This is a genomic window from Pantoea sp. SGAir0183, assembly GCF_043545505.1.
Genome location: NZ_CP028053.1, coordinates 3,871,450 through 3,895,264, shown reverse-complemented (window position 1 = coordinate 3,895,264; position 23,815 = coordinate 3,871,450). Strand labels below are relative to the sequence as shown.

20 protein-coding genes are annotated in these 23,815 nt (G+C 53.4%); 7 read left to right on the top strand and 13 right to left on the bottom strand.

Translation table 11 applies throughout. The features are described 5' to 3' along the window. Positions 1-112: 112 nt before the first annotated feature. The 4 genes from rplM (at position 113) to sspB (ending at position 2,396) form a co-directional block, all read left to right on the top strand. On the top strand, positions 113-541 hold the full coding sequence (rplM, locus tag C1N59_RS18090; RefSeq protein WP_006121722.1) for a 50S ribosomal protein L13: 429 nt from the start codon (positions 113-115) through the stop codon (positions 539-541). A gap of 15 nt (positions 542-556) precedes the next feature. After that, entirely contained in the window at positions 557-949 is a 393-nt protein-coding gene (gene rpsI, locus C1N59_RS18085) for a 30S ribosomal protein S9 (RefSeq protein WP_006121723.1), read from the top strand. A gap of 316 nt (positions 950-1,265) precedes the next feature. After that, positions 1,266-1,907 carry a stringent starvation protein SspA gene (sspA, locus tag C1N59_RS18080; RefSeq protein WP_033739161.1) on the top strand — a complete coding sequence of 214 codons (642 nt, stop codon included), beginning with the start codon at positions 1,266-1,268 and terminating at the stop codon, positions 1,905-1,907. Between the two features lie 3 nt (positions 1,908-1,910). Next, positions 1,911-2,396: a ClpXP protease specificity-enhancing factor gene (gene sspB, locus C1N59_RS18075; protein ID WP_394549999.1), complete on the top strand. Its 486-nt coding sequence runs from the start codon at positions 1,911-1,913 to the stop codon at positions 2,394-2,396. A 106-nt stretch (positions 2,397-2,502) separates the two neighbouring features. Here the strand turns inward: sspB and C1N59_RS18070 are convergent, their stop codons facing one another. Continuing rightward, complete coding sequence (locus tag C1N59_RS18070) at positions 2,503-4,260, bottom strand: sulfite reductase subunit alpha (protein ID WP_394549998.1); 1,758 nt, start codon at positions 4,258-4,260, stop codon at positions 2,503-2,505. Positions 4,261-4,438: 178 nt separating this feature from the next. Then, positions 4,439-9,970 carry a glutamate synthase-related protein gene (locus C1N59_RS18065; protein WP_394549997.1) on the bottom strand — a complete coding sequence of 1,844 codons (5,532 nt, stop codon included), beginning with the start codon at positions 9,968-9,970 and terminating at the stop codon, positions 4,439-4,441. An 892-nt stretch (positions 9,971-10,862) separates the two neighbouring features. Here C1N59_RS18065 and arcB point away from each other — a divergent pair. Further along, positions 10,863-13,199 carry an aerobic respiration two-component sensor histidine kinase ArcB gene (gene arcB, locus C1N59_RS18060; RefSeq protein WP_394549996.1) on the top strand — a complete coding sequence of 779 codons (2,337 nt, stop codon included), beginning with the start codon at positions 10,863-10,865 and terminating at the stop codon, positions 13,197-13,199. An 873-nt stretch (positions 13,200-14,072) separates the two neighbouring features. Continuing rightward, on the top strand, positions 14,073-14,792 hold the full coding sequence (mtgA, locus tag C1N59_RS18055) for a monofunctional biosynthetic peptidoglycan transglycosylase (RefSeq protein WP_394549995.1): 720 nt from the start codon (positions 14,073-14,075) through the stop codon (positions 14,790-14,792). 2 nt (positions 14,793-14,794) lie between these two features. Here mtgA and npr read toward each other — a convergent pair whose 3' ends face one another. From npr to C1N59_RS18000, 11 genes are all read right to left on the bottom strand, one after another. Continuing rightward, positions 14,795-15,067: a PTS phosphocarrier protein NPr gene (gene npr / locus C1N59_RS18050; RefSeq protein WP_006121730.1), complete on the bottom strand. Its 273-nt coding sequence runs from the start codon at positions 15,065-15,067 to the stop codon at positions 14,795-14,797. Then, the gene (gene rapZ, locus C1N59_RS18045) at positions 15,064-15,918 is read right to left on the bottom strand and encodes an RNase adapter RapZ (RefSeq protein ID WP_006121731.1); all 855 of its coding nucleotides are present in this window, start codon (positions 15,916-15,918) and stop codon (positions 15,064-15,066) included. Before rapZ ends, npr begins: the two co-directional genes overlap by 4 nt. Before the next feature lie 49 nt (positions 15,919-15,967). Next, the gene (ptsN, locus tag C1N59_RS18040) at positions 15,968-16,447 is read right to left on the bottom strand and encodes a PTS IIA-like nitrogen regulatory protein PtsN (protein ID WP_033739256.1); all 480 of its coding nucleotides are present in this window, start codon (positions 16,445-16,447) and stop codon (positions 15,968-15,970) included. Positions 16,448-16,599: 152 nt separating this feature from the next. Continuing rightward, positions 16,600-16,887 carry a ribosome hibernation promoting factor gene (gene hpf / locus C1N59_RS18035; protein ID WP_006121733.1) on the bottom strand — a complete coding sequence of 96 codons (288 nt, stop codon included), beginning with the start codon at positions 16,885-16,887 and terminating at the stop codon, positions 16,600-16,602. Between the two features lie 18 nt (positions 16,888-16,905). After that, a complete protein-coding gene (gene rpoN, locus C1N59_RS18030) occupies positions 16,906-18,342 on the bottom strand; it encodes an RNA polymerase factor sigma-54 (RefSeq protein ID WP_033739167.1) in 1,437 nt (478 codons plus the stop codon). Between the two features lie 48 nt (positions 18,343-18,390). After that, a complete protein-coding gene (gene lptB, locus C1N59_RS18025; protein WP_006121735.1) occupies positions 18,391-19,116 on the bottom strand; it encodes an LPS export ABC transporter ATP-binding protein in 726 nt (241 codons plus the stop codon). Between the two features lie 5 nt (positions 19,117-19,121). After that, complete coding sequence (gene lptA, locus C1N59_RS18020) at positions 19,122-19,676, bottom strand: lipopolysaccharide ABC transporter substrate-binding protein LptA (RefSeq protein WP_033739170.1); 555 nt, start codon at positions 19,674-19,676, stop codon at positions 19,122-19,124. Next, positions 19,645-20,226: an LPS export ABC transporter periplasmic protein LptC gene (gene lptC / locus C1N59_RS18015; protein ID WP_006121737.1), complete on the bottom strand. Its 582-nt coding sequence runs from the start codon at positions 20,224-20,226 to the stop codon at positions 19,645-19,647. Before lptC ends, lptA begins: the two co-directional genes overlap by 32 nt. Then, a complete protein-coding gene (kdsC, locus tag C1N59_RS18010; RefSeq protein ID WP_054634603.1) occupies positions 20,223-20,789 on the bottom strand; it encodes a 3-deoxy-manno-octulosonate-8-phosphatase KdsC in 567 nt (188 codons plus the stop codon). Before kdsC ends, lptC begins: the two co-directional genes overlap by 4 nt. A 13-nt stretch (positions 20,790-20,802) precedes the next feature. Then, a complete protein-coding gene (kdsD, locus tag C1N59_RS18005) occupies positions 20,803-21,789 on the bottom strand; it encodes an arabinose-5-phosphate isomerase KdsD (RefSeq protein ID WP_006121739.1) in 987 nt (328 codons plus the stop codon). Between the two features lie 16 nt (positions 21,790-21,805). Next, on the bottom strand, positions 21,806-22,786 hold the full coding sequence (locus tag C1N59_RS18000) for a calcium/sodium antiporter (RefSeq protein ID WP_006121740.1): 981 nt from the start codon (positions 22,784-22,786) through the stop codon (positions 21,806-21,808). 212 nt (positions 22,787-22,998) lie between these two features. On the opposite strand from C1N59_RS18000, the gene mlaF reads away from it, so the two are divergent. Next, positions 22,999-23,814, top strand: coding sequence for a phospholipid ABC transporter ATP-binding protein MlaF (gene mlaF / locus C1N59_RS17995; RefSeq protein WP_006121741.1), 816 nt, complete (start codon positions 22,999-23,001; stop codon positions 23,812-23,814). Position 23,815 lies beyond the last annotated feature (1 nt).

Sequence of the window (23,815 nt, the reverse complement as noted above, 5' to 3'; positions counted from 1 at the left end):
AACGCTATCCGAAGGGGTGGCTTGCTGGTCAAAATGGTCGTGTGAGCCTCATTCGTTTACTTAAGCGTTTGGGATTTCACCAACGTGTAACTTAATTTGGGTAAGCTTTTCGATGAAAACTTTTACAGCTAAACCAGAAACCGTCCAACGTGACTGGTATGTTGTTGACGCAACTGGCAAAACCTTGGGTCGCCTGGCGACTGAACTGGCACGCCGTCTGCGTGGTAAGCATAAAGCGGAATACACTCCGCACGTTGATACAGGTGATTACATCATCGTTCTGAACGCTGAGAAAGTTGCTGTCACCGGCAACAAGCGTTCTGACAAGATTTACTATCACCACACTGGTCACATCGGTGGTATCAAACAGGCGACCTTTGAAGAGATGATTGCTCGCCGTCCTGAGCGCGTGATTGAGATCGCGGTTAAAGGCATGCTGCCGAAGGGCCCGCTGGGTCGTGCTATGTACCGTAAACTGAAAGTTTACGCAGGTAACGAGCACAACCATGCGGCACAGCAACCGCAAGTTCTTGACATTTAATCGGGATTAAAGGCAATGGCTGAAACTCAAAACTACGGCACTGGTCGCCGCAAAAGCTCATCCGCACGCGTCTTCATCAAGCCGGGTAGCGGTAACATCGTCATCAACCAACGCTCTCTGGAGCAGTATTTCGGTCGTGAGACTGCACGCATGGTCGTGCGTCAGCCTCTGGAACTGGTTGATATGGTTGGCAAACTGGACCTGTACATCACCGTTAAAGGTGGTGGTATCTCTGGTCAGGCAGGCGCGATCCGTCACGGTATCACCCGCGCTCTGATGGAGTATGATGAGTCACTGCGTGGCGAACTGCGTAAAGCAGGCTTCGTTACTCGCGATGCTCGTCAGGTTGAACGTAAGAAAGTCGGCCTGCGTAAAGCACGTCGTCGTCCTCAGTTCTCCAAACGTTAATTGTTGCTGCTTCGGCAGTCACAGTTGGCACAAAAAACCCGCTTCGGCGGGTTTTTTGCTTTTCATGCCAGGCGGCGCAGTCACAGAAAACAACAATGCTGTTCGCATTTTACCCGCAAAAATGCATTCCCCCGCCCACAAGCTGCCTAAAATCTGGTAAACTCCCTGTCACTTTGCGCCCGCAAGCTGGCGCGTTATGCGCCTGGCATCAGTCGGGAGTGGTTAGCGCGGATTGCGAGCGAGTTCTATGAGCAGGTGAGTCGCCGTGTGGTTGGCCATTCGCAGTAACTTTTTGTGAACAAACTGGGAGGTTTTCATGGCTGTCGCTGCCAACAAACGTTCGGTAATGACGCTGTTTTCTGGTCCTACTGACATTTTTAGCCATCAGGTGCGTATTGTGCTGGCCGAGAAAGGTGTCAGCGTAGAGATCGAGCAGGTCGAAATGGATAACCTGCCGCAGGATCTGATTGACCTCAATCCGTACCGTACTGTGCCGACGCTGGTGGATCGCGAACTGACACTGTATGAATCACGCATCATCATGGAATACCTTGATGAGCGTTTCCCACACCCGCCTTTGATGCCGGTTTATCCGGTTGCGCGTGGCGAAAGCCGTTTGATGATGCACCGTATCGAGCAAGACTGGTATAGCCTGATGAGAAAGGTCGAGAACAGCAGCGGTCAGGAAGCCGAAGCGGCGCGTAAGCAGCTGCGTGAAGAGTTACTGGCGATTGCCCCCCTGTTTGGACGTTCACCTTTCTTTATGAGCGACGAGTTCAGCCTGGTTGACTGCTATCTGGCACCGCTGCTGTGGCGCTTACCGTCAATGGGCATCGATCTGCTGGGATCGGGCTCAAAAGAGCTGAAAGGCTATATGAACCGCGTATTTGAACGTGACTCCTTCCTTGCTTCACTGACTGAAGCTGAACGTGAAATGCGCCTGCAAGCCCGGGGCTGATTTATGGAAATGTCGCAACTTACGGCCCGTCGCCCCTACTTGCTGCGGGCTTTTTATGACTGGCTCCTGGATAACCAGCTGACGCCGCATCTGGTGGTCGATATCAACCTGCCGGGCGTTCAGGTTCCGCTGGAATATGCACGGGACGGTCAGATCGTCCTCAACATTGCGCCGCGCGCTGTAGGCAATCTTGAGCTGGGTAACGAGGAAGTCTCGTTTAATGCCCGCTTTGGTGGCGTGCCGCGCCAGGTGAACGTGCCGATGGCGGCCATTCTGGCCATCTATGCGCGTGAAAACGGTGCGGGGACCATGTTTGAGCCTGAACCGGCTTATGAAGGGGCATCCCAGGCGTTCCCGGAAAATCAGGAAGAGACGGTCATGTCAGTGATTGATGGCGATCGCCCTCACGATGCCAGCGATGACGACAACTCACCTGATGACGATCCGCCACCGCGCGGCGGTCGTCCCGCACTGCGTGTGGTGAAATAACTCAGAATGCCTGTCAGCCGACAGGCATTTTTTTGATCGTCAGAATGATGAGCGAAAAAAATCCGGGCGCACAGCGTACCCGGATTTTTGCTTTCTGCGGCTGAGATTAGTACACGTCGCGCAGGTAGCGTTTTTCTTTCTTCAACTGATCGATGTAGTCCGCCGCGCGCTCGCTGGACAGACCACCAAACTGGCGTACGATTTCATACAGTGCATTATCCACGTCTTTCGCCATGCGTGAGGCATCACCACAGACGTAGAAATACCCACCTTCCTGCAACCAGGCGTACAGTTCTGCGCCCTGTTCCAGCATACGGTTTTGCACGTAGACTTTTTTGTCCTGGTCGCGTGAGAACGCCAGATCGAGACGCGTCAGCAAACCGCTCTCATGCCAGGCCGTCAGTTCTTCACGGTAAATGAAGTCATGCTCCTGATGCTGATCGCCAAAGAACAGCCAGTTTTTGCCTTGCGCACCGGTCACCTGACGTTCCTGCAGGAACGCACGGAAAGGGGCGATGCCGGTACCCGGGCCGACCATGATCATGGGCGCATTGCCGTTGGCCGGAACCCGGAAGGATTTATTCGGCGAAATAAAGATCGCCGGCTTTTCGCCACGACGCACGCGCTCGGACAGGTAGGTTGAACAGACTCCGCTACGGTTGCGGCCGCCACTGTGATAGCGCACAGCCGCAATCGTCAGGTGAACCTGGTTAGGATGCGCTTTGGAACTGGACGAAATGGAGTAGGCACGGTGCTGCAGCGGACGCAGCAGGGCGACGAACTCAGGCACGCTCAGGCTGCGGGTCAGCTCAAGTTGCAGCAGGTCCAGCGTATCTTTGCCCCACAGCCAGACACCCAGGGCATCTTTATCATCGTGCTGAAGTACGTGACGCAGTTCCTGGTTCGTGGTGTTCTGTCCAACCCACTCAATCAGCTTGCGTGAAGGCTCAGAAATTTCAAACTGGTAGGTCAGCAGATCGCCAAGACTTCTGTCGAAGCCGGGGACGGGCGTCTGATAATCGGCGTTCAGTTGTGTCAGCAGCAGGCTGACCAGCGACGGTTCGTTCACCGGGATCACACCCAGCGCATCGCCCGCTTCGTACTTCAGACCGCTGTCAGTCAGATCAAATTCGAAATGGCGAATGTCTTTCGCAGACTGCTCACTCGACAGGCGCTTGTTGGTGATGAGTGCTGCGGCATAGGGATTGGATTTGTTGCTGCCGGGGATGACCGGAGCTTCCGGTGCGCTCTCCAGAACCGTGCCGCTGCTGCCTGCGCTGCTGGCGAACTGTGGCATCGTGCTGTTCAGCCACGCATGCGAAGGCTCTTCATAATCAATATCGCAGTCAATACGATCAACAACACGTTTGGCACCCAGCTGTTCCAGGCGCATATCCAGGAATTTACCGGCCTGGCAGAAACCGTCATAGCCGGTGTCGCCGATAGCCAGAACGGCAAAGTGCATCTGCTCCAGACGCGGTGCGGTACTGGCGGAGATGGCGTCCCAGAATAACTGGGCATTGTCCGGCATTTCACCTTCACCGTAGGTCGAGGTGACGATCAGCACGTGGCGCATTGTGGCAAACACGTCGAGATCCACATCGCCCAGCGCCTGAACGACAGGCACCAGGCCTTTAGCACGGGCCGATTTAGCCGCAGACTGGGCCAGAGCTTCAGCGTTACCGGTCTGCGAACCATAAAGAATGTGCAGTTGGGTCGTTGCAGCGGCGGCGTTGCCCGCGGCAGGTTGCTGTTTGTCTTCTAACACCAGCAAACGGGAGTGCAGGCCAGCCAGAAAGCCCGCCAGCCAGTATTTCTGATCACCATTGAAAGGTGCATCTTCAGGAATGTATGGAATTTTCATGGATACCTTTACTCAATCCCGCTCTTAACCATCATGTTTCGCACCGCCGTGAGTGTGGCGAAACCCGTCCTCTCAGCGGCCGTCTGCCACAGAGAGGCTCGGGATTGACCTCCGCCCGGTACCGCGAAACCCTCCGGGTAATCATGATTAAACACAGTTCAGTTTACAGACGCGGCTGTCAGGCCAGTTTCCCTACCGCCGCCGCAATTTCAGGTAATGCCGCACGTGCAAACAACTCTTCAAAATCAGGCAGACGACCAAGGATTTCACGGTTGCAGGCATCCTGATACATGATCCAGCCATAGGTGGCCAGGCTGTCCATGGAACGGATGTTGCGTTGCGTCAGTGCCGCTTTGTAATCGGACATGCGTTTTGAACCGATCAGGCTGGCTAATTCGCTGTCGCTGTAGTTCTCAATGGCTGCCCGCGCATGGCGCTGCAGTTTACTGACCAGCGAAAAGTCCTCTGTCATTAGTAAATTACGAACCGCTTTCTCGACCGCCGGATCCTCAACGTGGGTGCCTTTCGGTAACTTGCCGAGAGCCAGCTGCTGCGCGAAGCTCAATACGGTGTAGTTATTGAGCAATACAAACATCTCGACCGTATCTGTCGCGCCATAAGCCGGTACGGCACCGTCTGCAATGGTTTTGCCTTCACGCCACGCGGCTTTGAATTTCGCCACCTGATGCGCTGCCAGCGCGGTTGAGAGTTCTTCCAGCAAATCCTTACGGGATTTCGCCTTCAGGATCTCACCGCCATCCTGATACAGCAGCAGAGAGCGCGGCATCACATACACGAAGTGCTGACATTCGGTTTCCCAGTGCTCCAGCAGCCAGGCCGCACGTGGTGACTGCGTGGCGTCCAGATGCCAGTACAGCATGGTCAGCACGGCCTGCTTATGAATCTGTGCCAGCTCATCGGCATCGGCAATGGAACCAAACAGAACGGAATCGCCCGCTGCATGGTTAGCCAGGGAGCCGTACGGATCGTACTGGTAAGCAAAGCCGCCGCTCATGCCGTTACCGAAGCCTTTACCAAAGGTGCCCAGATTCAACACGGCACCGTTGGTCATGTATTCGCAACAGAAGTCACCGACGCCTTCCACTACCGCAGTGGCGCCAGAGTTACGCACTGCGAAGCGGTCACCCGCCTGGCCCTGCACGAACAGGCGGCCGCCCGTTGCGCCGAACAGAGCAAAGTTACCGATCAGGACGTTGCCATCGCTGTCCTGTGCGCCGCCGCCCGGTGATAACACCACCAGCTCGCCGCCGCACTGGCCTTTGCCCACGCCATCGTTGCAGGTGCCACGATGTTGCATCAGCATGCCGTCATTGCAGAAGGCACCGAAGGACTGACCGGCTGAGCCGGTGGTTGTAATATGCACCGTGGCCGGCGCCAGATAGCGACGACCGCGATCGTCCTGCAGCACAGAGGGCATCGCCTGCAGTTGCTCTGCTGTCAGGGTATGATTCAGCATGCGCTCGATATCGATCGCCAACTGACCGCCCACGCTTTTATTGCGGTTGTTCAGGACGACATCGTGACCTAATTGCAGCGATGTCTTGCCCGCTGTCACCAGTTGCTGGTTGAGTTCTTCCACCCAGCCATCATCCAGCTCAAAATCTTTCTCCAGATAAACCGGCTTGTCGATTTTCAGCTCTGGCACCACGGTGAGCATGGCGCGCAGATCCAGCTTGCCGACTTCCAGCGGGTGATCCATCAAATGGAGCAGGTCAGCGCGCCCACGGGCTTCACGCAGCGAGCGCAGGCCCATACGCGCCAGGATTTCGCGGACTTCGTGTGCCACATTCAGAAAATACTGTGCGAGCTGACGCGGATCGCCATCAAAGGCTTCAGCGTTCGTGGTTAACCCTGCCGGGCATTTGACGTTACAGTTCTTCGCCATCACGCATTTCAGCATCATCAGCGCAGTCGTACCGAATTCGAAGCTGTCACCGCCCAGCAGCGCGGATTTCACCACGTCGCTGCCTGTCTGCTGTGCACCTGAACAGCGCAGCAGGACTTTGTCGCGCAGGCCGTTCGCACACAGCGCCTGATGGACTTCGGCAATGCCGATTTCCGCGACGCGACCGGTATATTTCAGACTGGTCACCGAGGCGGCGCCCGTACCGCCCGTGTTACCGGCGACGTTAATAACGTCAGCACCGGCTTTCGCTACGCCCACGGCAATGGTGCCAATCCCTTCAGAGGACACCAGCTTCACAATGACGCGAACACGCGCCGCTTTGCAGTCGTGAATCAGCTGGGCCAAATCTTCGATAGAGTAGGTGTCGTGGTGCGGTGGTGGCGAGACCAGCTCAACGCCCGGTGTGCCGCCACGTGCCGCCGCGATTTCGACGGTGACTTTCGCCGCAGGTAACTGGCCACCTTCGCCAGGTTTTGCACCCTGACCAATTTTGATCTCCAGCTCTTCCAGCATCGGATCGGCCAGGTACGCCGCCCAGACGCCGAAACGACCTGACGCCAGCTGCTTGATACGGGACGCACGGATAGTGCCATGACGGGAATAGTGCTCGCCGCCTTCCCCGCAGTTGCTCATGCCGCCGACCATGTTGGTGCCATGTGCGACAGCTTCATGTGCCGGTGCCACCAGCGCGCCGTGACTCATCGCCCCGGAGGCGAAAGTACGAGTGATTTCACAGGCAGGCTGAATTTCGCTTAACGGCAGTGAGGGCAGCGCAGTAAAAATGCGCGACAGATAGTCGGCAGCTTTACCTACGGCGGTGATTTTCAGGCCGCCTGCGACCACGTCCGCCGATTCTATTTCGTCACTGAAGCGGGCTTTCAGCGCCCGTGACAGATTCAGCAGACGTTCGCTTTCCGGCTTCAGCCCGGCGATGGCATCGGTCAGCCGCAGCATAAAGGTGTTCGGGCTGCCTTCGATGGCCTCGCATTCCAGGCCGCGAGTAGCAAATCCGTTGTTGGTCAGCGAATAACGGCCCAGTTTACGGCGGAATTCCGCTTCGCTGTCGATGTGCGTCAGATCGGCCGGGAAGGCCAGAATGTCACGCAGCGCAGCAGGGCGGCGTTTACGCTCTTCATACATCAGGCTGGAGAACTGACGGTAATCGGCTGTGATGGCAAAGTTATTCATCACGTCATCAGGAATGCGCTCAAAGCTGCTGTCCTTGAACGTGTCAGGCTTGATGCCAAACGCATTATCCAGACGGGCCAGCGTCATCAGACGAATGAAATTGTCCTCTTCGCGCGCTTTGTCCGCAAAGCGAATCGGCTCTTCCGTCATATCAATAAAGGTACGCACGGCAATGGTGCCGTAGGAGTGGCCTGCGCCCTCTGCGCGCTCTTTAAACAGCCCCAGCAATGGCACTTCTGATTCGCCCTGAATTTTCAGCGCGCTTTGATGCCAGTCCACTGCCATTTGCGCGATGGTGGCAAAGCCCGCGCCACCAACAGGCGTTTTGATATTCGGGAAATACTTCTTCAGCACCGGATCGTCAGTGTTAAGGAAGTTAGGTTCAAAGAACTCACCGCTACTGTAGCTTTCAACGGTACACAGGCCCACTTTACCCATGGTCTTCATCAGGGCCTTTTCGGCGGCTTTGGCATAGCGTTTAAAGGCTTTATTGCCTTCTTCACCTTCACCGAATTTCTCTTCGGCACGCATCTGTACGCCGAGCGGATAGACCGCAGAGGCACCAAAGCCCAGCGTCGCGGCAATGTGATGCGACGAGATAATCTGCCCACTCTCCACCACCAGGGACACGTCAAGACGTAATCCTTCCTGGACCAGGCGCTGGTTCACCGCAGAAACCACCAACAGCATGGGCAGGGCGGCATGGGTGGACGAGATGTGACGGTCGGTAAGGACGGCGATCCCGCCCTGGGAACGCGCGAAATCCACGACCTGCTGAGCCAGATCGTCAATCGCCTTCTCCAGCGCAGTGGCGTTGGCCGTACGGCTGAGCAGGTCTTTGCCGGTGACAGGTTCATACAGCATGTCAAAACGGGCATAAGGTGCGACGTTCTGTTCGCGCAGCTGTAGCATGTCCAGGTGCGTCAGAATAGGCGTCGGCACAATAATCTGACGGCCTTTACTGCGCCCCAGGTGCGGTTTGGCTCCCAGTGCCACGCGCAGCGTCATACCGTCTGCTTCACGGATGGAGTCCAGCGGTGGGTTAGTGACCTGTGCAAAACGCTGCGAAAAGTAGTGCGCCATGCCGCCTTCATGATCGGACAGACCATTGATCGCGTTGCCGTAACCCATAGCAGAGATTTTCTCGGCCCCGGTGTTCAGCATCGGGTCCATCATGAATTTGAAGCTTTCCTGGTTATAGTAGTAAGCCACAAAGCGCTGATAGGTTTTCAGATCGCCGCGATAGCGCAGAGGCGACCCTTGTTTCTCAGCAGGGATGACAGGCAACTCATTGAGATCGACACGAGATTTGCCGAGCAGTGCAGCGTAATCTTTTTCCGCAGCCAGCTTTTCCAGCGCTTCATGCGTGGTATAGCTGCGTTTTTCGCGATGATCAAAATAGAGCATGCCGCCGGCTTCGATACGACCACGGCGCAGTACGCTTTCCGGGGGAAAGGCAATCTGGCCGGCTTCCGACATGGCACCAATATACTCGGCGGTTTCAACCGAACGCAGTGGACGAAGACCCAGACGGTCAAGACGTGCGCCAATCACTTCCCCATTACCAAAGATCAACGCCGCAGGGCCGTCGTTCTTCTCTTCATAGAGTGAGAAATATTCCAGCATGTCACGCACCGCCGGAGAGAGCGCGGTGTCATTTTCCCATGCAGGTGGCATCATCGACACTACGGCGGTGATTAAGTCGAGATCGTCTTCCATCAGGCGGCTGTGAATGCTCTGGTCAAGACGGGAACTGTCTGACTGACCTTTCGGGCGAACGATAGTTTTTCCACGCGCAGAGGCCAGCGCGGATTCAGCAATCCGGTTTTTACGATCGGTATTCAGCTCACCGTTATGGGCCATTAACCGGAAAGGTTGCGCCATAGTGGTGTGCGGATCGGTATTGGTTGAGAAGCGGGTATGGAAAAACAGCCCACGGACCTGATGATCGGGATCGGTCAGATCTTTGAAATAAGGAATGACCTCATTGGAATTCAGACGGGCTTTGAATACCTGGGTACGGGACGAAAGCGACAGCGGATACAAACCGCCAAACTCACTTTTCGTAAAGGCCTCTGCCTCAATCGCCAGCAGGGCGCGATAAATCCGTTTTTCAAAATCGTTCTGGTGGCTGACATCCTGAGGCGCAGCAAAAATCCATTGCACGATGGGCAACTGAAACTGGACAGCGGCCGGACGCGTCACGCTGTTATCCAGCGGCATTTCGCGTTTCATGATCACCGGCAGATTAAAATGACGCAGCGTCTCTTCTACCAGGCGCTCCGCATTGGCACGCAGTTCAGCATCTTTAGGAACGAAGAAGTTACCCACGCCAAAGCGACCGGCTTCCAGCGCCTGACCAGTAATTTTACGGAAAAAGTGCAGTGAAAGATCGACGTTGACACCCGCGCCATCACCCACGCCTTCAGCGGACATGCCACCACGGTGCGGAACCGTGCAGAGTGCACTGTGCGCCATACGCAGAATGTCGTGGGTCTGCTCGCCGTCCTTACGGGTAATGAAACCTACACCACAGCTGTCACTTCCTGCTGCTGGGTTATATAAGCCATAGGATTCAGGTTTTTTAGTGGACATTGAGGGTCTCCTTAAACTGCTTTTGACATTACCTGCATTGTTTCAGGCACTGAGCTTGGTTAAACACTCTTCCCAGCGCGCATTCTTTTATTTCCGCGCCTGACAGCCTGCGCGATTTCGTTTTACGCACTTTTCATCGGCAGGAGGATAAGTCCGTGGATGTGTAGCGCGTGGTGTTTCCGTTCTCGAAAGGAGATGACTCAAACCATGCGGGCGTCATGTTGCATAGATATGCCGTGACGCTTGCCCATCATGAAAGCTTTCAGCGGAATTCCAACTTATCGGGAAAGCGAATCAAGGTCAAATAGCGAGCCTGACACAGTTTAATCACGTCTTTATGTCGATAACCAAATGAATTTATTATGCTTTTGTGTCTAAATTGTGTCAGTTTTTCATTAAGCGGCAGAGAGGGAAATGTGAACTCTATCACTGTGCCAGTGGCGTGAAATCGCTGAAGTATGCTGGCGACAGGGTACTAAACAGCATCAAATGCTGCTACAGGCAGTGGAAGCGCAGGATGTATCTGTTTTTCTTATAGCAGCAAATTTGAATCAATTAGGGGCATGTGATTAGTAAAATTAATCAGGTCGCGTTGCTTAAAACTTCGAATAATGTGAATGACTATGCATGAAAAACAGGGCGTCGTGACAATAAAGCCTTGTCAGACGGAAAAGAAGAGGTTGGATACGCGCGCCTGTTTACCAGACGGCCCTACAGATTCATTGAGTTAGCACAATTAGTCAAGGGTTTTAGCAATAATGGGGCAAACGTCGGCGAAGCAATGGCGTTTTGCACCATATAAGTGCATGACGGTCGCGATCTCGCCGGATGCACTAAGACGACGGTGACGTAAATACGCTATCATGTGGCTGTTCTCACCCAGGGAGTGTTTATGAAACAGATTCGCCTGCTGGCGCAATATTATGTTGATTTAATGGTCAAGCTTGGCCTGATCCGTTTTTCGCTGCTGCTGGCGTCTGCACTGGTCGTGCTGGCCATGATTGTGCAGATGGCGGTGACCATGGTACTGCGTGGTCATGTCGAAAGTATTGATATGGTGCGCTCGGTCTTTTTCGGTCTGTTGATCACGCCCTGGGCGGTTTATTTTCTTTCCGTGGTGGTCGATCAGCTGGAAGAGTCACGCCAGCGTCTTGCCAGGCTGGTGGATAAGCTGGAAGAAATGCGTACGCGCGATCTTGAGCTGAATCAGCAGATGAAAGAGACCATTTCCCGACTCAATCAGGAAATTGCCGATCGTAAAAAAGCGGAGCAGGCACGTGAGCAGGTCATGGCTAAGCTACGCGAAGAGGTGGCGCGGCGCGAGCAGGCGCAAATAGAGCTGGAACAACAGTCGTCTTTCCTGCGCTCTTTTCTGGATGCATCGCCAGATCTGGTCTTTTATCGCAATATCGACAAGCAGTTCTCAGGCTGTAACCGCGCCATGGAGCTGCTGACCGGTAAAAGTGAAAAACAGCTTATCGGGCTCACACCACATGATATTTATGACAATGACACGGCGACTAAAGTGTTGGAAACCGATGAAAAAGTCTTTCGTCATAACGTCTCGCTCACCTATGAGCAGTGGCTGCAGTATCCCGATGGGCGGAAAGCCTGTTTTGAAATTCGTAAAGTGCCCTATTACGACCGGGTCGGTAAGCGCAGCGGCCTGATGGGCTTTGGCCGCGATATAACCGAACGTAAACGCTATCAGGACGCGCTGGAGAACGCGAGCCGGGAAAAGACCACCTTTATCTCTACGATCAGCCACGAGCTTCGTACGCCGCTTAACGGCATTGTCGGTCTGAGCCGCATTTTGCTGGATACCGATCTGAATCAGGAGCAGCTCAAGTACCTGAAAACCATCCATGTCTCTGCCATCACCCTGGGCAATATCTTTAACGACGTCATCGAAGTAGACAAAATCGAGCGACGCAAGGTACAGCTGGACAACCAGCCGCTGGATTTCACCAGTTTCCTGGCCGATCTGGAGAATCTCTCTGGCTTGCTGGCGCAGCCAAAAGGCCTGAAGTTTGTCATGGCCCCGCAGTTACCGCTGCCCCATAAAATCTCAACGGATGGTACACGACTACGGCAGATCCTGTGGAACCTGATCGGTAATGCCGTGAAGTTTACTCAGCAGGGTGAAATCATCGTGCGTATCGCCTATGAACAGGATGAAACGCTGCGCTTTGAGGTACAGGATTCCGGGCAGGGCATTCGCGAGGAAGAGCAGGACAAAATTTTTGCCATGTATTATCAGGTTACCGATCAGCATGGCGGCAAACCGGCAACCGGAACCGGTATCGGCCTGGCGGTCTCCCGCCGTCTGGCGCAGGCGATGGGCGGAGATATCAGCGTCAGTAGTGCACCGGGCCAGGGCTCCTGTTTTACCGTGGTGATTAAAGCGCCGCGTATTGCCGAGGAAGTAGAAGATGAAGGCGTTGACGATACGCTGCCGCTTCCGGCCCTGCACGTGCTGTTGGTGGAAGACATTGAGCTGAACGTCATTGTGGCACGCTCGGTTCTGGAAAAACTGGGATGCAGCGTGGACGTTGCCATGACGGGGCAAGCAGCGCTTGAGATGTTTGACCCGCTGGAGTTCGATTTGGTGCTGCTGGATATTCAGTTACCAGACATGACTGGCATGGACGTGTCGCGTGCCATTCGTCAACGGTATCCTGATGCACATTTGCCGCCGCTGGTTGCCTTAACCGCCAACGTATTGAAAGACAAAAAAGAGTATTTTGATGCGGGCATGGACGATGTGCTCAGTAAACCGCTTGCCGTACCTGCGTTAACGGCCATCATCAAAAAGTTTTGGGATGACCAACCCGGAAACGATGATCAGGCCGTTATGACGACGGGCAGTCTTCAGTCCGATACCTTGCTGGACATTCCAATGCTTGAACAGTATCTGGAGCTGGTGGGACCCGGTCTGATTACGCAAAGCCTGACCATCTTCGAACAGATGATGCCAGGCTACCTCGATGTACTGGACTCCAACCTGATGGCACGCGACGAAAAAGGCATTGCTGAAGAGGGCCACAAAATTAAGGGAGCGGCGGGTTCTGTCGGTCTGCAGCATCTGCAACAGATCGCGAAACAAATTCAAAGCCCAGAATTACCGGCCTGGTGGGATAACGTGGGCGAATGGGTGGAAGAGCTGAAGCGTGAATGGCGGCACGATGTGCAGATATTGCGCGAGTGGGTGGCTGAGAAACAGCGGTGATCCAAAAAAAATGACCCCAGCCGAGGCCGGGGTGCGCTAATACTGCGCCAACACCAGGGAAAAAGTCGCTGCTGCTATGCTTAGTGTTTTTCAAGGCAACAACGGGTATTGGTTAACACATGCAACACCTTATCAAATTCGAATTAGCTTGTGACAAGATTCATTAAAATTTGTGATGTTGAACAGCGTTTAAATACAGGAAACATTAATTTGCCAACATAGTCAAGAAAGGAATCAATTTTACCGTTACATTGGTTGTTTTTTGAACAAAAGTTCTGTTTTTTGTACGGGTTTAACCCAAATTTGTTAACAAAGCCTGTGTTAAGCCTCTTAACACAAATGATTCGTCACTGATGCGAACTAAATTGGCTATAAGCTTATGATAATAAAGAATAATGAAAGGATCGGGTCAGGAAGGTCCAAAACGTTTCGGAAAACGTCATCCGCCCTGGTGCTTAAAAGGTTTTATCAATAGAAAAGTTTGTAATGTTTGGGGAAACGTATTAATAAAAAAACATGTATTGCGGTGAAGAAATGCCATAAGTACGTTAATGCCTGCCGCATTGCTGCAACCTGTGTTCAGGCGCGCCCGAAATAAAATATAAGTTTTGTGAAACATTGATGGCTGCAATTATCACGAATTATTATCATCGCCCTGCAAGGAATGGTGTGAGACTTCGTAAATGGAACCGATTCCTTTTTGAGGGAACTTATTGAACTCATTCATACTATTGTTGCATCGCAGATGCATTTTCTTTGCCATATCATAAAGGTTACAGGCCCGGACGGCGAATTTTTCAGGAACGCTTTTTATCATCAGGGGTGATTACACCTGAAATTAATTAAAAAACGACATAATGATGAGACGATTGTATGAGTAAGCATAAAGGGAAGCTTTGGCAGGGTGTAAAGCGCATTGTGCTGCGCATTCTGCTGATTTGGGCAGGGCTGTGGCTGGCAGGTATTTTACTTTTTTCCTTTCTCCCGGTGCCTTTCTCTGCCGTGATGGCTGAACGCCAAATCGGTGCCTGGTTGCGTGGCGATTTCAGCTATGTCTCACATTCGGATTGGGTGGGGACACAGGCGATGTCGCCCTGGATAAGGCTGGCCGTTATCGCGTCGGAAGATCAAAACTTTCCTCACCACTGGGGCTTTGATGTGGCAGCCATTCAGTCTGTACTGGACAGCGATGATAACCGGATGCGCGGTGCGTCAACGCTGTCACAGCAAACGGCTAAAAATCTGTTTTTGTGGGATGGACGTAGCTGGGTGCGTAAAGGACTGGAAGCGGGTCTGACGGTCGGCCTGGAAACCGTTTGGACTAAACGCCGGATCTTAACGGTTTATCTGAATATCGCGGAGTTTGGTAAAGGGACCTTTGGTGTTGAGGCGGCGTCCCGGCGTTTTTTCAATAAGCCTGCCAGTCGTTTAACCATGTCAGAAGCGGCGTTACTGGCGGCCGTTTTACCTAATCCGCTGCGCTTTCGTGCCGACGCGCCGTCAGGCTATGTGCGCCAGCGCCAGCAATGGATACTCCGACAGATGCGCCAACTGGGAGGAGAGGGCTTCCTGCAGCGCAATCATCTGGACTGATGTTACTCTTCGTCGAAGCCGGCTTCGAAGAGTTCAATGACGGCGGCCAGCGCGTCAGTTTCCTGGGGGCCGCTGGCTTCGATCTCAATATGGCCGCCCTTGGCGGAATCCAGCATCAGCAACGCGATAACGCTGCTGGCTTCGGCTTCTGTGCCGGCCTCGTTGCGTAACAGCACTTCGGCATCGAAACTTTGCACCAGTTCAAACAGCTTCATGGCGGGGCGTGCATGCATGCCCAGCTTGTTTCTGATTTCCACGGTTTGCTTAACGGTCATGATTTACGTTTTTCCAGTGTGCGATGACGGGACTGTACATTTTTACCCCGCGAGCGGAAATAATCAGCGAGCTGTTCAGCAATATACACCGAGCGGTGTTTGCCACCGGTGCAACCAATCGCCACGGTGAGATAGCTGCGGTTGTTCGTTTCCAGCATGGGCAGCCAGAGTTCCAGATAACTGCGCGTCTGATAAATGAAGTTATGGACTTCGGTATGACGATCCAGAAAAGCCGCGACGGGACGATCCAGCCCCGTCATCGGGCGCAGTTTGGGATCCCAGTGTGGATTGGGCAGGAAACGCACGTCAAAGACGTAGTCCGCATCAATGGGAATACCATGTTTGAAGCCAAACGACTCAAACACCATAGTCAGCTCCCGCTCGCGTTTACCCAGTAAGCGGGTACGCAACATCTCAGCCAGTTCATGCACCGACATCTCTGACGTATCAATGATCAAATCGGCACGCGAGCGCAGCGGCTCGAGCAGGTCACTCTCTTCATCAATCGCGCTTTCCAGCGACAGATTTTTGCTGGACAGGGGATGGAGGCGACGCGTATCACTGTAACGGCGGATCAGCGTATTGCGGTCGGCATCAAGAAACAGCAACTGGGGCGAGAATCCGGAAGGCAGATTATTGAGCGCGGTTTCAAAAATTTCAGGCGACTCAGGCATGTTACGCACATCGATACTCACCGCCGCTGAGATATTGCGCTCAACCAGTGATTCTGCCAGCTGAGGCAACAACACGACCGGCAGGTTATCCACGCAGTAAAAACCCATGTCTTCCAGCGCGCGCAGCGCCACTGATTTTCCTGAGCCTGACCGACCGCTGACGATCATCAGCACCATGACCTTCTCTCCCGTTTTAAAGCCGGCTCACGCCGGTAAATCACGCGCTTTATTGCTCTGTTTGTTCTTCGGTAATGATGGCATACAGCTCTTCATCGCTCTGCGCAGCACGCAGACGGCGGCAAACCGTTTTATCCGCCAGCCGTTTGGCGACTAACGACAGTGTATGTAAGTGAGTTTTACACTGGTCAGCGGGCACGAGGAGCGCAAAAAGGAGATCGACAGGCTGATTATCCACGGCATCAAATGCGATGGGTTGCTCAAGGCTGATAAAGACGCCGACGGCACGTAACGTATCCTCCTCCAGCTTGCCATGCGGGATGGCAATACCGTTGCCAATACCGGTACTTCCCATGCGCTCGCGGGTCAGTATCGCTTCAAACAGCGTTTGATGCGGCAGGTTGAGCTGCTTAGCGGCCAGTTCACTGATAATTTCCAGCGCCCGTTTTTTGCTTTGGCAGTGTACGCTGCTGCGGGTGCAGTCTGGCGAAAGCACTGTGCTCAGTTCCAGTGTTAAATCATTGTTCATTTTCGTTTCACTTGCGAGTTCACTTAGCCAGTAAACCGGTACGCGGTAATCACGTAGCGGAATCATGGCGCTGGCACAGATGACAAAACGGGGCGGTTAATCCGCCCCATCCTTTCAGCTCTGCGCGCCCGGCGCGCCTGCCAGCGTGAAGGTTAGTGTTTTTTTAACTTGTCTTTATATTTGGTCAGTTGACGGGCCAGCTTGTCAATCAGCCCGTCAATTGCCGCATACATATCTTCCGCTTCCGATGTGGCGTGCAGCTCGCCCCCGTTAACGTGCAATGTGGCATCAGCAACCTGTGTCACCTTCTCAACGTTCAGGACAACATATACCTGGTTGATATGATCAAAGTAGTGTTCCAGTTTGGCAAATTTCGCTGTGACGAATTCACGCAGTGGCTCGGTGATTTCAACATTTTGCCCGGTAAGGTTCAGCTGCATAGGTCTTCCTTCTCTCTGTTAAACCAACTGCTTACGTTGGTTTGAAGGCGGTATGGACAAAGACTCTCGATATTTTGCAACGGTACGACGTGCCACTATGATCCCTTGATCAGATAACATGGAGGTCAGTTTACTGTCACTCAAGGGCTTAGCGGGATTTTCCGCCGAGATTAATTTTTTTACCAGTGCCCGTATCGCAGTAGATGAGGCTTCGCCTCCTCCTTCAGTATTAACATGACTGGAGAAAAAATACTTCAGTTCAAAAATGCCACGCGGGCTGTGAAGATATTTTTGCGTGGTGACGCGGGAAATCGTGGATTCATGCATATCCACCGCCTGGGCAATATCGGCCAGCACCATCGGACGCATAAACTCTTCGCCCTGCTCAAAAAAGGCCTGTTGCTGTTCAACAATGCAGCGTGAGACTTTTAACAGCGTCTCATTGCGGCTTTCCAGACTTTTGATCAGCCAGCGCGCCTCCTGCAAATTACTGCGGATAAACTGACTGTCACTGTCATTACGCGCAGCACCGCCCATGGCGGCATAGTGCTGGTTGATTTTAAGCCGCGGCAGACTGTCGGTATTGAGTTCCACCGTCCAGCGCGTCGCAACTTTACGGACCAGCACATCAGGAATAACGTATTCAGGTTCGCCAGTATTGATCGACTGGCCCGGACGTGGATCGAGCGACTGAATCAGCAGCATTGCCTCTTTCAGTACGTCTTCTTTTAAACGCGTGACGCGCATCAGGCTGCGGAAATCATGGTTGGCCAGCAGATCCAGATGATGGCTGACGATCAGGCGGGCTTCAGAGAGCGTTGGCGTTTCAGGCGCATACTGCGACAACTGTACCAGCAGGCAATCACGCAAATCACGTGCACCTACGCCGATCGGATCAAAATGTTGAATGCGCTTTAAAACGGCCTCAACTTCGTCCATTTCCAGCTCATCGTCGCCGATACTGTCGAGAATGTCTTCAAGCGAAACGGTAAGATAACCCGTATCGTCAATGGCATCGACGATGGACGTCGCGATCGCCCGATCGGTATCGCTAAACGGCGTCAGCTCAACCTGCCACATCAGATAATCTTGCAGCGACTGGGTGGTTTCGCCCTGGTAGATGGGCAGTTCGTCATCCTGATAGTCCGTACCGGTTCCTGATGGCGTTCCCGCGGTATAGATTTCATCCCAGGTCGCGTCGAGCGGCAGCTCTTCGGGCATATCCTTTTGTTCCAGCGCTTCACGCGTATCAAGTCCCGCTTCGCCTTCCTGATACTCTTTTGCGTCTATTTCTTCATGCTGTTCAGTCTGTTCAAGCAGGGGATTACTTTCCAGGGCCAGCTGTAGCTCTTGCTGAAGTTCAAGCGTAGAAAGCTGCAACAGACGTATCGCCTGTTGCAGTTGTGGGGTCATCGCCAGTTGCTGGCTGAGCCGGAGTTGTAAACCTTGCTTCATAGACAGGATGAATATTCCCGGGTAACCATCAGTATTAACGACACCTTATCAGAGTCTGAACTCTTCACCCAAATAAACACGTTTAACCTGCTCATCTGCAAGGACTTCATTCGGCGTACCGTGAGCAATCAGGTTGCCCTGGCTGACAATATAGGCCCGTTCACAGACCGCCAGCGTTTCACGCACGTTGTGGTCAGTGATTAACACGCCAAGCCCACTGTCGCGCAGATGTTCAATAATCTTTTTGATATCAATAACGGAAATCGGGTCAACACCGGCAAAAGGCTCATCCAGCAGAATGAATTTGGGATTTGCGGCCAGCGCACGGGCAATTTCCACACGGCGACGTTCACCGCCCGACAGTGACTGTCCCATATTGTCGCGCAGATGTGCAATATGGAACTCATCCATGAGCTCATTCGCCCGATCCTGTCGCTGTTCTTCGGTTAAATCATCACGAATTTGCAGCACGGCCATCAGGTTGTCGTAAACGCTCAGACGCCGGAAGATTGACGCTTCCTGGGGCAGGTAGCCGATACCGCGACGCGCACGCGCGTGGAGCGGCAGAATACTGATGTCTTCATCGTCGATGACAATGCGGCCCGCATCGCGCGGAACAATCCCGACCACCATATAGAAGGTGGTGGTTTTACCGGCACCGTTTGGGCCGAGCAGGCCGACGATTTCACCGGATTTTACCTGCAGACTGACGTCTTCAACCACGCGACGGCCTTTGTACGCCTTCGCCAGGTTCTCTGCGATTAATGTGGCCATAGTGATCAGTTACTCTTTTTTTCGCTATTGGTTGACGCGGGCTTGTCCTGCAACTGCGACGGCACCAGAACTGTGGTTACGCGCTTGCTCTGGCCCTGGCTGTAAGCCTGCATTTTTTGCTCTTTGACCAGGTAAGTAATGCGGTCGCCTTTAATATTGCTGTCCAACTGCTCAATGTACGCATTGCCCGTCAGCTCAACAAAGTCATTAGCAAGCTCGTAATGCAGTTTGGACGCGTGTCCCTGTACCGGTTTACCGTTGTCCTGCATCTGATAGAAGGTCGCCGGATTGCCGTAGGCATCAACGATAGTTTTTTTGCTGTCGCCGCCCGGACGGGTCACCACGACTTTATCTGCCGTAATCTTGATCGACCCCTGAGTTACGACCACATTACCGGTAAAGGTCGCGACGTTGCCTTGCAGGTCCAGCGACTGATTTTCAGAGTCGATATTAACGGGTTTGTCCGAGTCACCGGTCAGCGCCAGCGCCGGCAGGCTGGCTGCAAGCAGCAGGCTGGCCAGTAAAAACTTAATGCTGTTTTTGTTCATTTTGAATTTCATAAGAGGTTTTGACCTTTTCGAGTAACTCGGCTTGCTTTGTCCGTAAATTTCCACGCATTTTCATGCCGGTAGAGTTAAAACTGCGGCCATATAACGTCACCTGATCGTCCGAGGCGACGTCCTGAGTGACAAGATTGACCTGAGCGTTATCCGTTTTGATGCGCTCCAGTTCAGAATCTGGCGCCAGCGCATTCAGCTCAACATGACCATATAAATACAGCATACGATCTTTAGTGAGCTTTGCTTTATCTGAACGTACCGTCCAGGTCGGCATTTTATTCTCGTCGTAGGTTGTCATGACCGGATTATCAAACCAGCTGGTTCCCGTATTTTCGAAATACGTAACTTTGTCCGAGATCAGCTTATAAGCCAGGCCACCCTGAGGGTTGTAAACTACGGTATGCGAATTGGCACTGGTGTAGGTTGGCGTTTGATCATTATTCATTACCGGTGCGCCATCGTCGCTGTCCCGGTTAGTGAAATTCCAGCCAATGAGCACCAGCGCAATCAAGGCCAGCCCCAACGTTATCCAACGCCTGCTTTTACTCATACTGATTGCCCTTTGGCATCCTCAAATTTATTTTGCGCCATCAAAATGAGATCGCACAGTTCACGCACTGCGCCGCGCCCACCGGCGATACGTGTGACGTAACGCGCTCGCGCTAACAGCAGCGGGTGCGCATCGGCCACCGCTACGCTGAGCCCTACTTTTGCCATAACTGGCCAGTCGATCAGATCGTCACCAATATAAGCCACCTGCTCGTCAGAGAGCGACAGTGTATCCAGAAGTTCGCGATAGGCCAAAAGCTTATCTGATTGCCCCTGATAAAGATGGCGAATCCCCAGCGTTTTGCAGCGGTCTTCCAGTAACCGGGCGGTGCGGCCGGTAATAATAGCCACTTCAATGTCCGAGGTCAGCAGGCAACGAATGCCGTAACCGTCGCGCACATTAAAGGTTTTCAGTTCTTCTCCACTGTTACCCATGTAGATCAGGCCATCAGACATCACGCCGTCCACATCGCAAATCAGCAGGCGAATGTGCCCGGCACGGGCCATAATGTCGGCACTGACCGGGCCGTAACATGTTTCTATAGTGGCAATCTCAGACTGCATTGTGTCTTCCTGTTTACACTACGCCTGCGCGCAGCATGTCATGCATATGTACCACACCCAGCAGATGGTCGTCATCGGCTACCAGCAGGGAGGTAATGTTTTTGGTTTGCATTAAATTCAGTGCATCGACGGCCAGCACGTTCGGACGTACGCGGATGCCGCCACGCGTCATGACTTCTGCAATGGTCGCTTTTTGAAAATCGATGCCCATATCAAAGATGCGGCGCAGGTCACCATCAGTAAAAACGCCTTCAATCTTCATCAAATCGTCAACAATCACTGTCAGGCCCAGATTTTTACGGGTTATCTCCAGCAACGCATCTCGCAATGATGCATCCCGCGTGACGTGCGGTAACTCATCACCGCTGTGCATGATGTCGCTCACGTGCAGCAGCAGTTTACGGCCCAGCGCACCGCCCGGATGCGACAGCGCGAAATCTTCAGGCGTGAAGCCGCGTGCCTCCAGCAGGGAGACCGCCAGTGCATCGCCCATCACCAGAGCTGCGGTGGTACTGGTCGTGGGGGCCAGTCCCATCGGACAGGCTTCCTGCGGCACCTTGACGCAAAGATGGATATCTGCCGCCCGGGCCATGGCGCTTTCAGGTCGACTGGTCAGGCAGATCAGTTTAATCTGCTGGCGTTTCACCACCGGAATCAGCGCCAGAATCTCGCTGGATTCACCGCTATTCGAAATGGCAAGCACCACGTCGTCTTTACCCACCATTCCCAGGTCGCCGTGGCTGGCTTCCGCTGGATGCACAAAGAAAGCCGGCGTGCCGGTGCTGGCAAAGGTCGCCGCCATTTTTTTACCAATATGACCTGACTTGCCCATGCCCATAACCACCACTTTGCCCTTACAGGCATAAATCATGGCGCAGGCGTCGGAAAAGGCCTCGTTGATATACTGGTCAAGCTGCTCAAGGCCTTCACGCTCAATGCGCAGAACCGTTTTACCGGCTCGCTGAAAATCAAACTCTACCGTTGGTTGCTGATGTGACATGGCAAATCTGTCCTTTTTAGCCGCCCATAAACGCTGGCTGTAGCCACAGCAACGTTACCCAGACGAAGAAACCACAGAGTAAAAGCGTCCCCGCCGTACGGCCAATGCGGCGGTGGCGCAACAGACAAAGCATGGCGAACAGTACGCTTACGCCAAGCATTATCCAGTAATCGCGTGCAAAAGCGTGATAATCGACGCTGCCGGGGTGAATCAGTGCCGGCAGGCCCAACACGATAGCGAGGTTATAAATATTGGCCCCAATCAGGTTGCCAATCGCAATATCATCTTCGCCTTTCAACGCACCGGCGATGACCGTGGCCAGCTCCGGCAGACTGGTGCCGACGGCGATAAGCGTCAGCCCCATAACCAGTTCACTCACGCCAAAGTAGTCGGCAAAGACCGTCGCATTATCAATCACCATGTGTGTTGACATGGGCAGGATAATCAGGGCGACAGCCAGCCAGAGAAAGGCCACGGTGTTACCCGTCTCTTCGCGTGGCAGCTCAGCCAGTTGTTCACGCGTCAGCGTATCGTTATTGTCATTTTCTGCTTTACGCGCGATGCGAATAGTCACAATCAGATAAATCGCGGCGATGGCAATCAGGGCGATACCGTCCAGTCGACTAAGATAGTTATCAAACAGCGTAATACCGCTCAGTAATGAGACCAGCACCATCAGCGGCAGTTCACGGCGAATTAAGTTGGAATGGATGCTGAGCGGATGCAACAGCGCCGCGCCGCCGAGAATCAAAAGTATATTGGTGATGTTCGAACCAAGCGCGGTGCCCACCGCCAGATCCATTTGGCCATACTGCGCAGCGGAGAAGGAAAGGATGATCTCCGGAAGCGAGGTACCGATACTGACGACGGTCATGCCGATGATTAACGGTGGGATCCCGAACGATCGGCAAAGTATTGCAGCACTAAACACCAGACGATCGGCACCATAAGCCAGTAAAAGCAGTCCGATAATCAGCAGTGCGGTTGCGACGAACATGAAAAATCCTTGCTTAAAACCCCTGTTGGCTTGCCTTCAGGTTCGATGTGACAAAACAGGCGCTGATTTTGACCGTCCGAGCGACAAAAGTAAATTTTATGACCGTTTTCGCCAAATCTTTGCATTAAGTTTCTGTAAAGCTATCGTGCGTTTAACCTTAACAGGCTACCATCGTACCCTATGTTTACGCCCGATCCGTAATAGAGGTGATAATGATCCAACAAAAAACGAACCTGGTTGAGGTTCGTGGCGTGAGTTTCTCACGTGGCGATCGCAAAATTTTCGACGATATTTCCCTTACGGTACCCAAAGGCAAAGTGACGGCGATCATGGGGCCGTCAGGGATCGGGAAAACAACGCTGCTGCGCTTGATTGGCGGGCAACTTCAGCCTGACAGCGGCGAGATCTGGTTCCGGGACGAGAACATTCCGACATTGTCGCGCACCCGATTGTATGAAGCGCGTAAAAAGATGAGCATGCTGTTTCAGTCCGGTGCACTTTTTACTGATTTAACCGTCTACGAAAATGTGGCCTGGCCGCTTCGTGAACATACACGGTTGCCGGCGGCGCTTCTGCACAGCACAGTCATGATGAAGCTGGAAGCCGTGGGCTTACGGGGTGCCGCGCAGCTGAAACCTGCGGAGCTTTCGGGCGGAATGGCGCGCAGAGTGGCTCTGGCTCGGGCTATTGCTCTGGAGCCCGAGTTAATTATGTTCGATGAGCCGTTTGTGGGTCAGGATCCTATTACGATGGGCGTACTGGTCAAACTGATTGATGAGCTTAACCATGCACTGGGACTGACATGCATTGTGGTGTCGCATGACGTGCCTGAAGTGTTAAGTATTGCCGATTATGCTTATATCGTGGCGGGACAAAAAATTATCGCGCACGGGACCACGCCCGATTTGCGTGCCAACAATGACCCACGCGTGCGCCAGTTTATCGACGGCATCGCGGACGGGCCCGTACCGTTTCGTTTTCCGGCGGGCGATTATTTGGCCGATTTAACCGGGTCAGGGAGAAGCTAAG

What these genes read in the sequence shown, in the direction of transcription:
- rplM (WP_006121722.1), top strand. Translation starts at nt 113, where the DNA reads ATGAAAACTTTTACAGCTAAACCAGAAACCGTCCAACGTGACTGGTAT.
- rpsI (WP_006121723.1), top strand. Translation starts at nt 557, where the DNA reads ATGGCTGAAACTCAAAACTACGGCACTGGTCGCCGCAAAAGCTCATCC.
- sspA (WP_033739161.1), top strand. Translation starts at nt 1,266, where the DNA reads ATGGCTGTCGCTGCCAACAAACGTTCGGTAATGACGCTGTTTTCTGGT.
- sspB (WP_394549999.1), top strand. Translation starts at nt 1,911, where the DNA reads ATGGAAATGTCGCAACTTACGGCCCGTCGCCCCTACTTGCTGCGGGCT.
- C1N59_RS18070 (WP_394549998.1), bottom strand. Translation starts at nt 4,260, where the DNA reads ATGAAAATTCCATACATTCCTGAAGATGCACCTTTCAATGGTGATCAG.
- C1N59_RS18065 (WP_394549997.1), bottom strand. Translation starts at nt 9,970, where the DNA reads ATGTCCACTAAAAAACCTGAATCCTATGGCTTATATAACCCAGCAGCA.
- arcB (WP_394549996.1), top strand. Translation starts at nt 10,863, where the DNA reads ATGAAACAGATTCGCCTGCTGGCGCAATATTATGTTGATTTAATGGTC.
- mtgA (WP_394549995.1), top strand. Translation starts at nt 14,073, where the DNA reads ATGAGTAAGCATAAAGGGAAGCTTTGGCAGGGTGTAAAGCGCATTGTG.
- npr (WP_006121730.1), bottom strand. Translation starts at nt 15,067, where the DNA reads ATGACCGTTAAGCAAACCGTGGAAATCAGAAACAAGCTGGGCATGCAT.
- rapZ (WP_006121731.1), bottom strand. Translation starts at nt 15,918, where the DNA reads ATGGTGCTGATGATCGTCAGCGGTCGGTCAGGCTCAGGAAAATCAGTG.
- ptsN (WP_033739256.1), bottom strand. Translation starts at nt 16,447, where the DNA reads ATGAACAATGATTTAACACTGGAACTGAGCACAGTGCTTTCGCCAGAC.
- hpf (WP_006121733.1), bottom strand. Translation starts at nt 16,887, where the DNA reads ATGCAGCTGAACCTTACCGGGCAAAATGTTGAAATCACCGAGCCACTG.
- rpoN (WP_033739167.1), bottom strand. Translation starts at nt 18,342, where the DNA reads ATGAAGCAAGGTTTACAACTCCGGCTCAGCCAGCAACTGGCGATGACC.
- lptB (WP_006121735.1), bottom strand. Translation starts at nt 19,116, where the DNA reads ATGGCCACATTAATCGCAGAGAACCTGGCGAAGGCGTACAAAGGCCGT.
- lptA (WP_033739170.1), bottom strand. Translation starts at nt 19,676, where the DNA reads ATGAAATTCAAAATGAACAAAAACAGCATTAAGTTTTTACTGGCCAGC.
- lptC (WP_006121737.1), bottom strand. Translation starts at nt 20,226, where the DNA reads ATGAGTAAAAGCAGGCGTTGGATAACGTTGGGGCTGGCCTTGATTGCG.
- kdsC (WP_054634603.1), bottom strand. Translation starts at nt 20,789, where the DNA reads ATGCAGTCTGAGATTGCCACTATAGAAACATGTTACGGCCCGGTCAGT.
- kdsD (WP_006121739.1), bottom strand. Translation starts at nt 21,789, where the DNA reads ATGTCACATCAGCAACCAACGGTAGAGTTTGATTTTCAGCGAGCCGGT.
- C1N59_RS18000 (WP_006121740.1), bottom strand. Translation starts at nt 22,786, where the DNA reads ATGTTCGTCGCAACCGCACTGCTGATTATCGGACTGCTTTTACTGGCT.
- mlaF (WP_006121741.1), top strand. Translation starts at nt 22,999, where the DNA reads ATGATCCAACAAAAAACGAACCTGGTTGAGGTTCGTGGCGTGAGTTTC.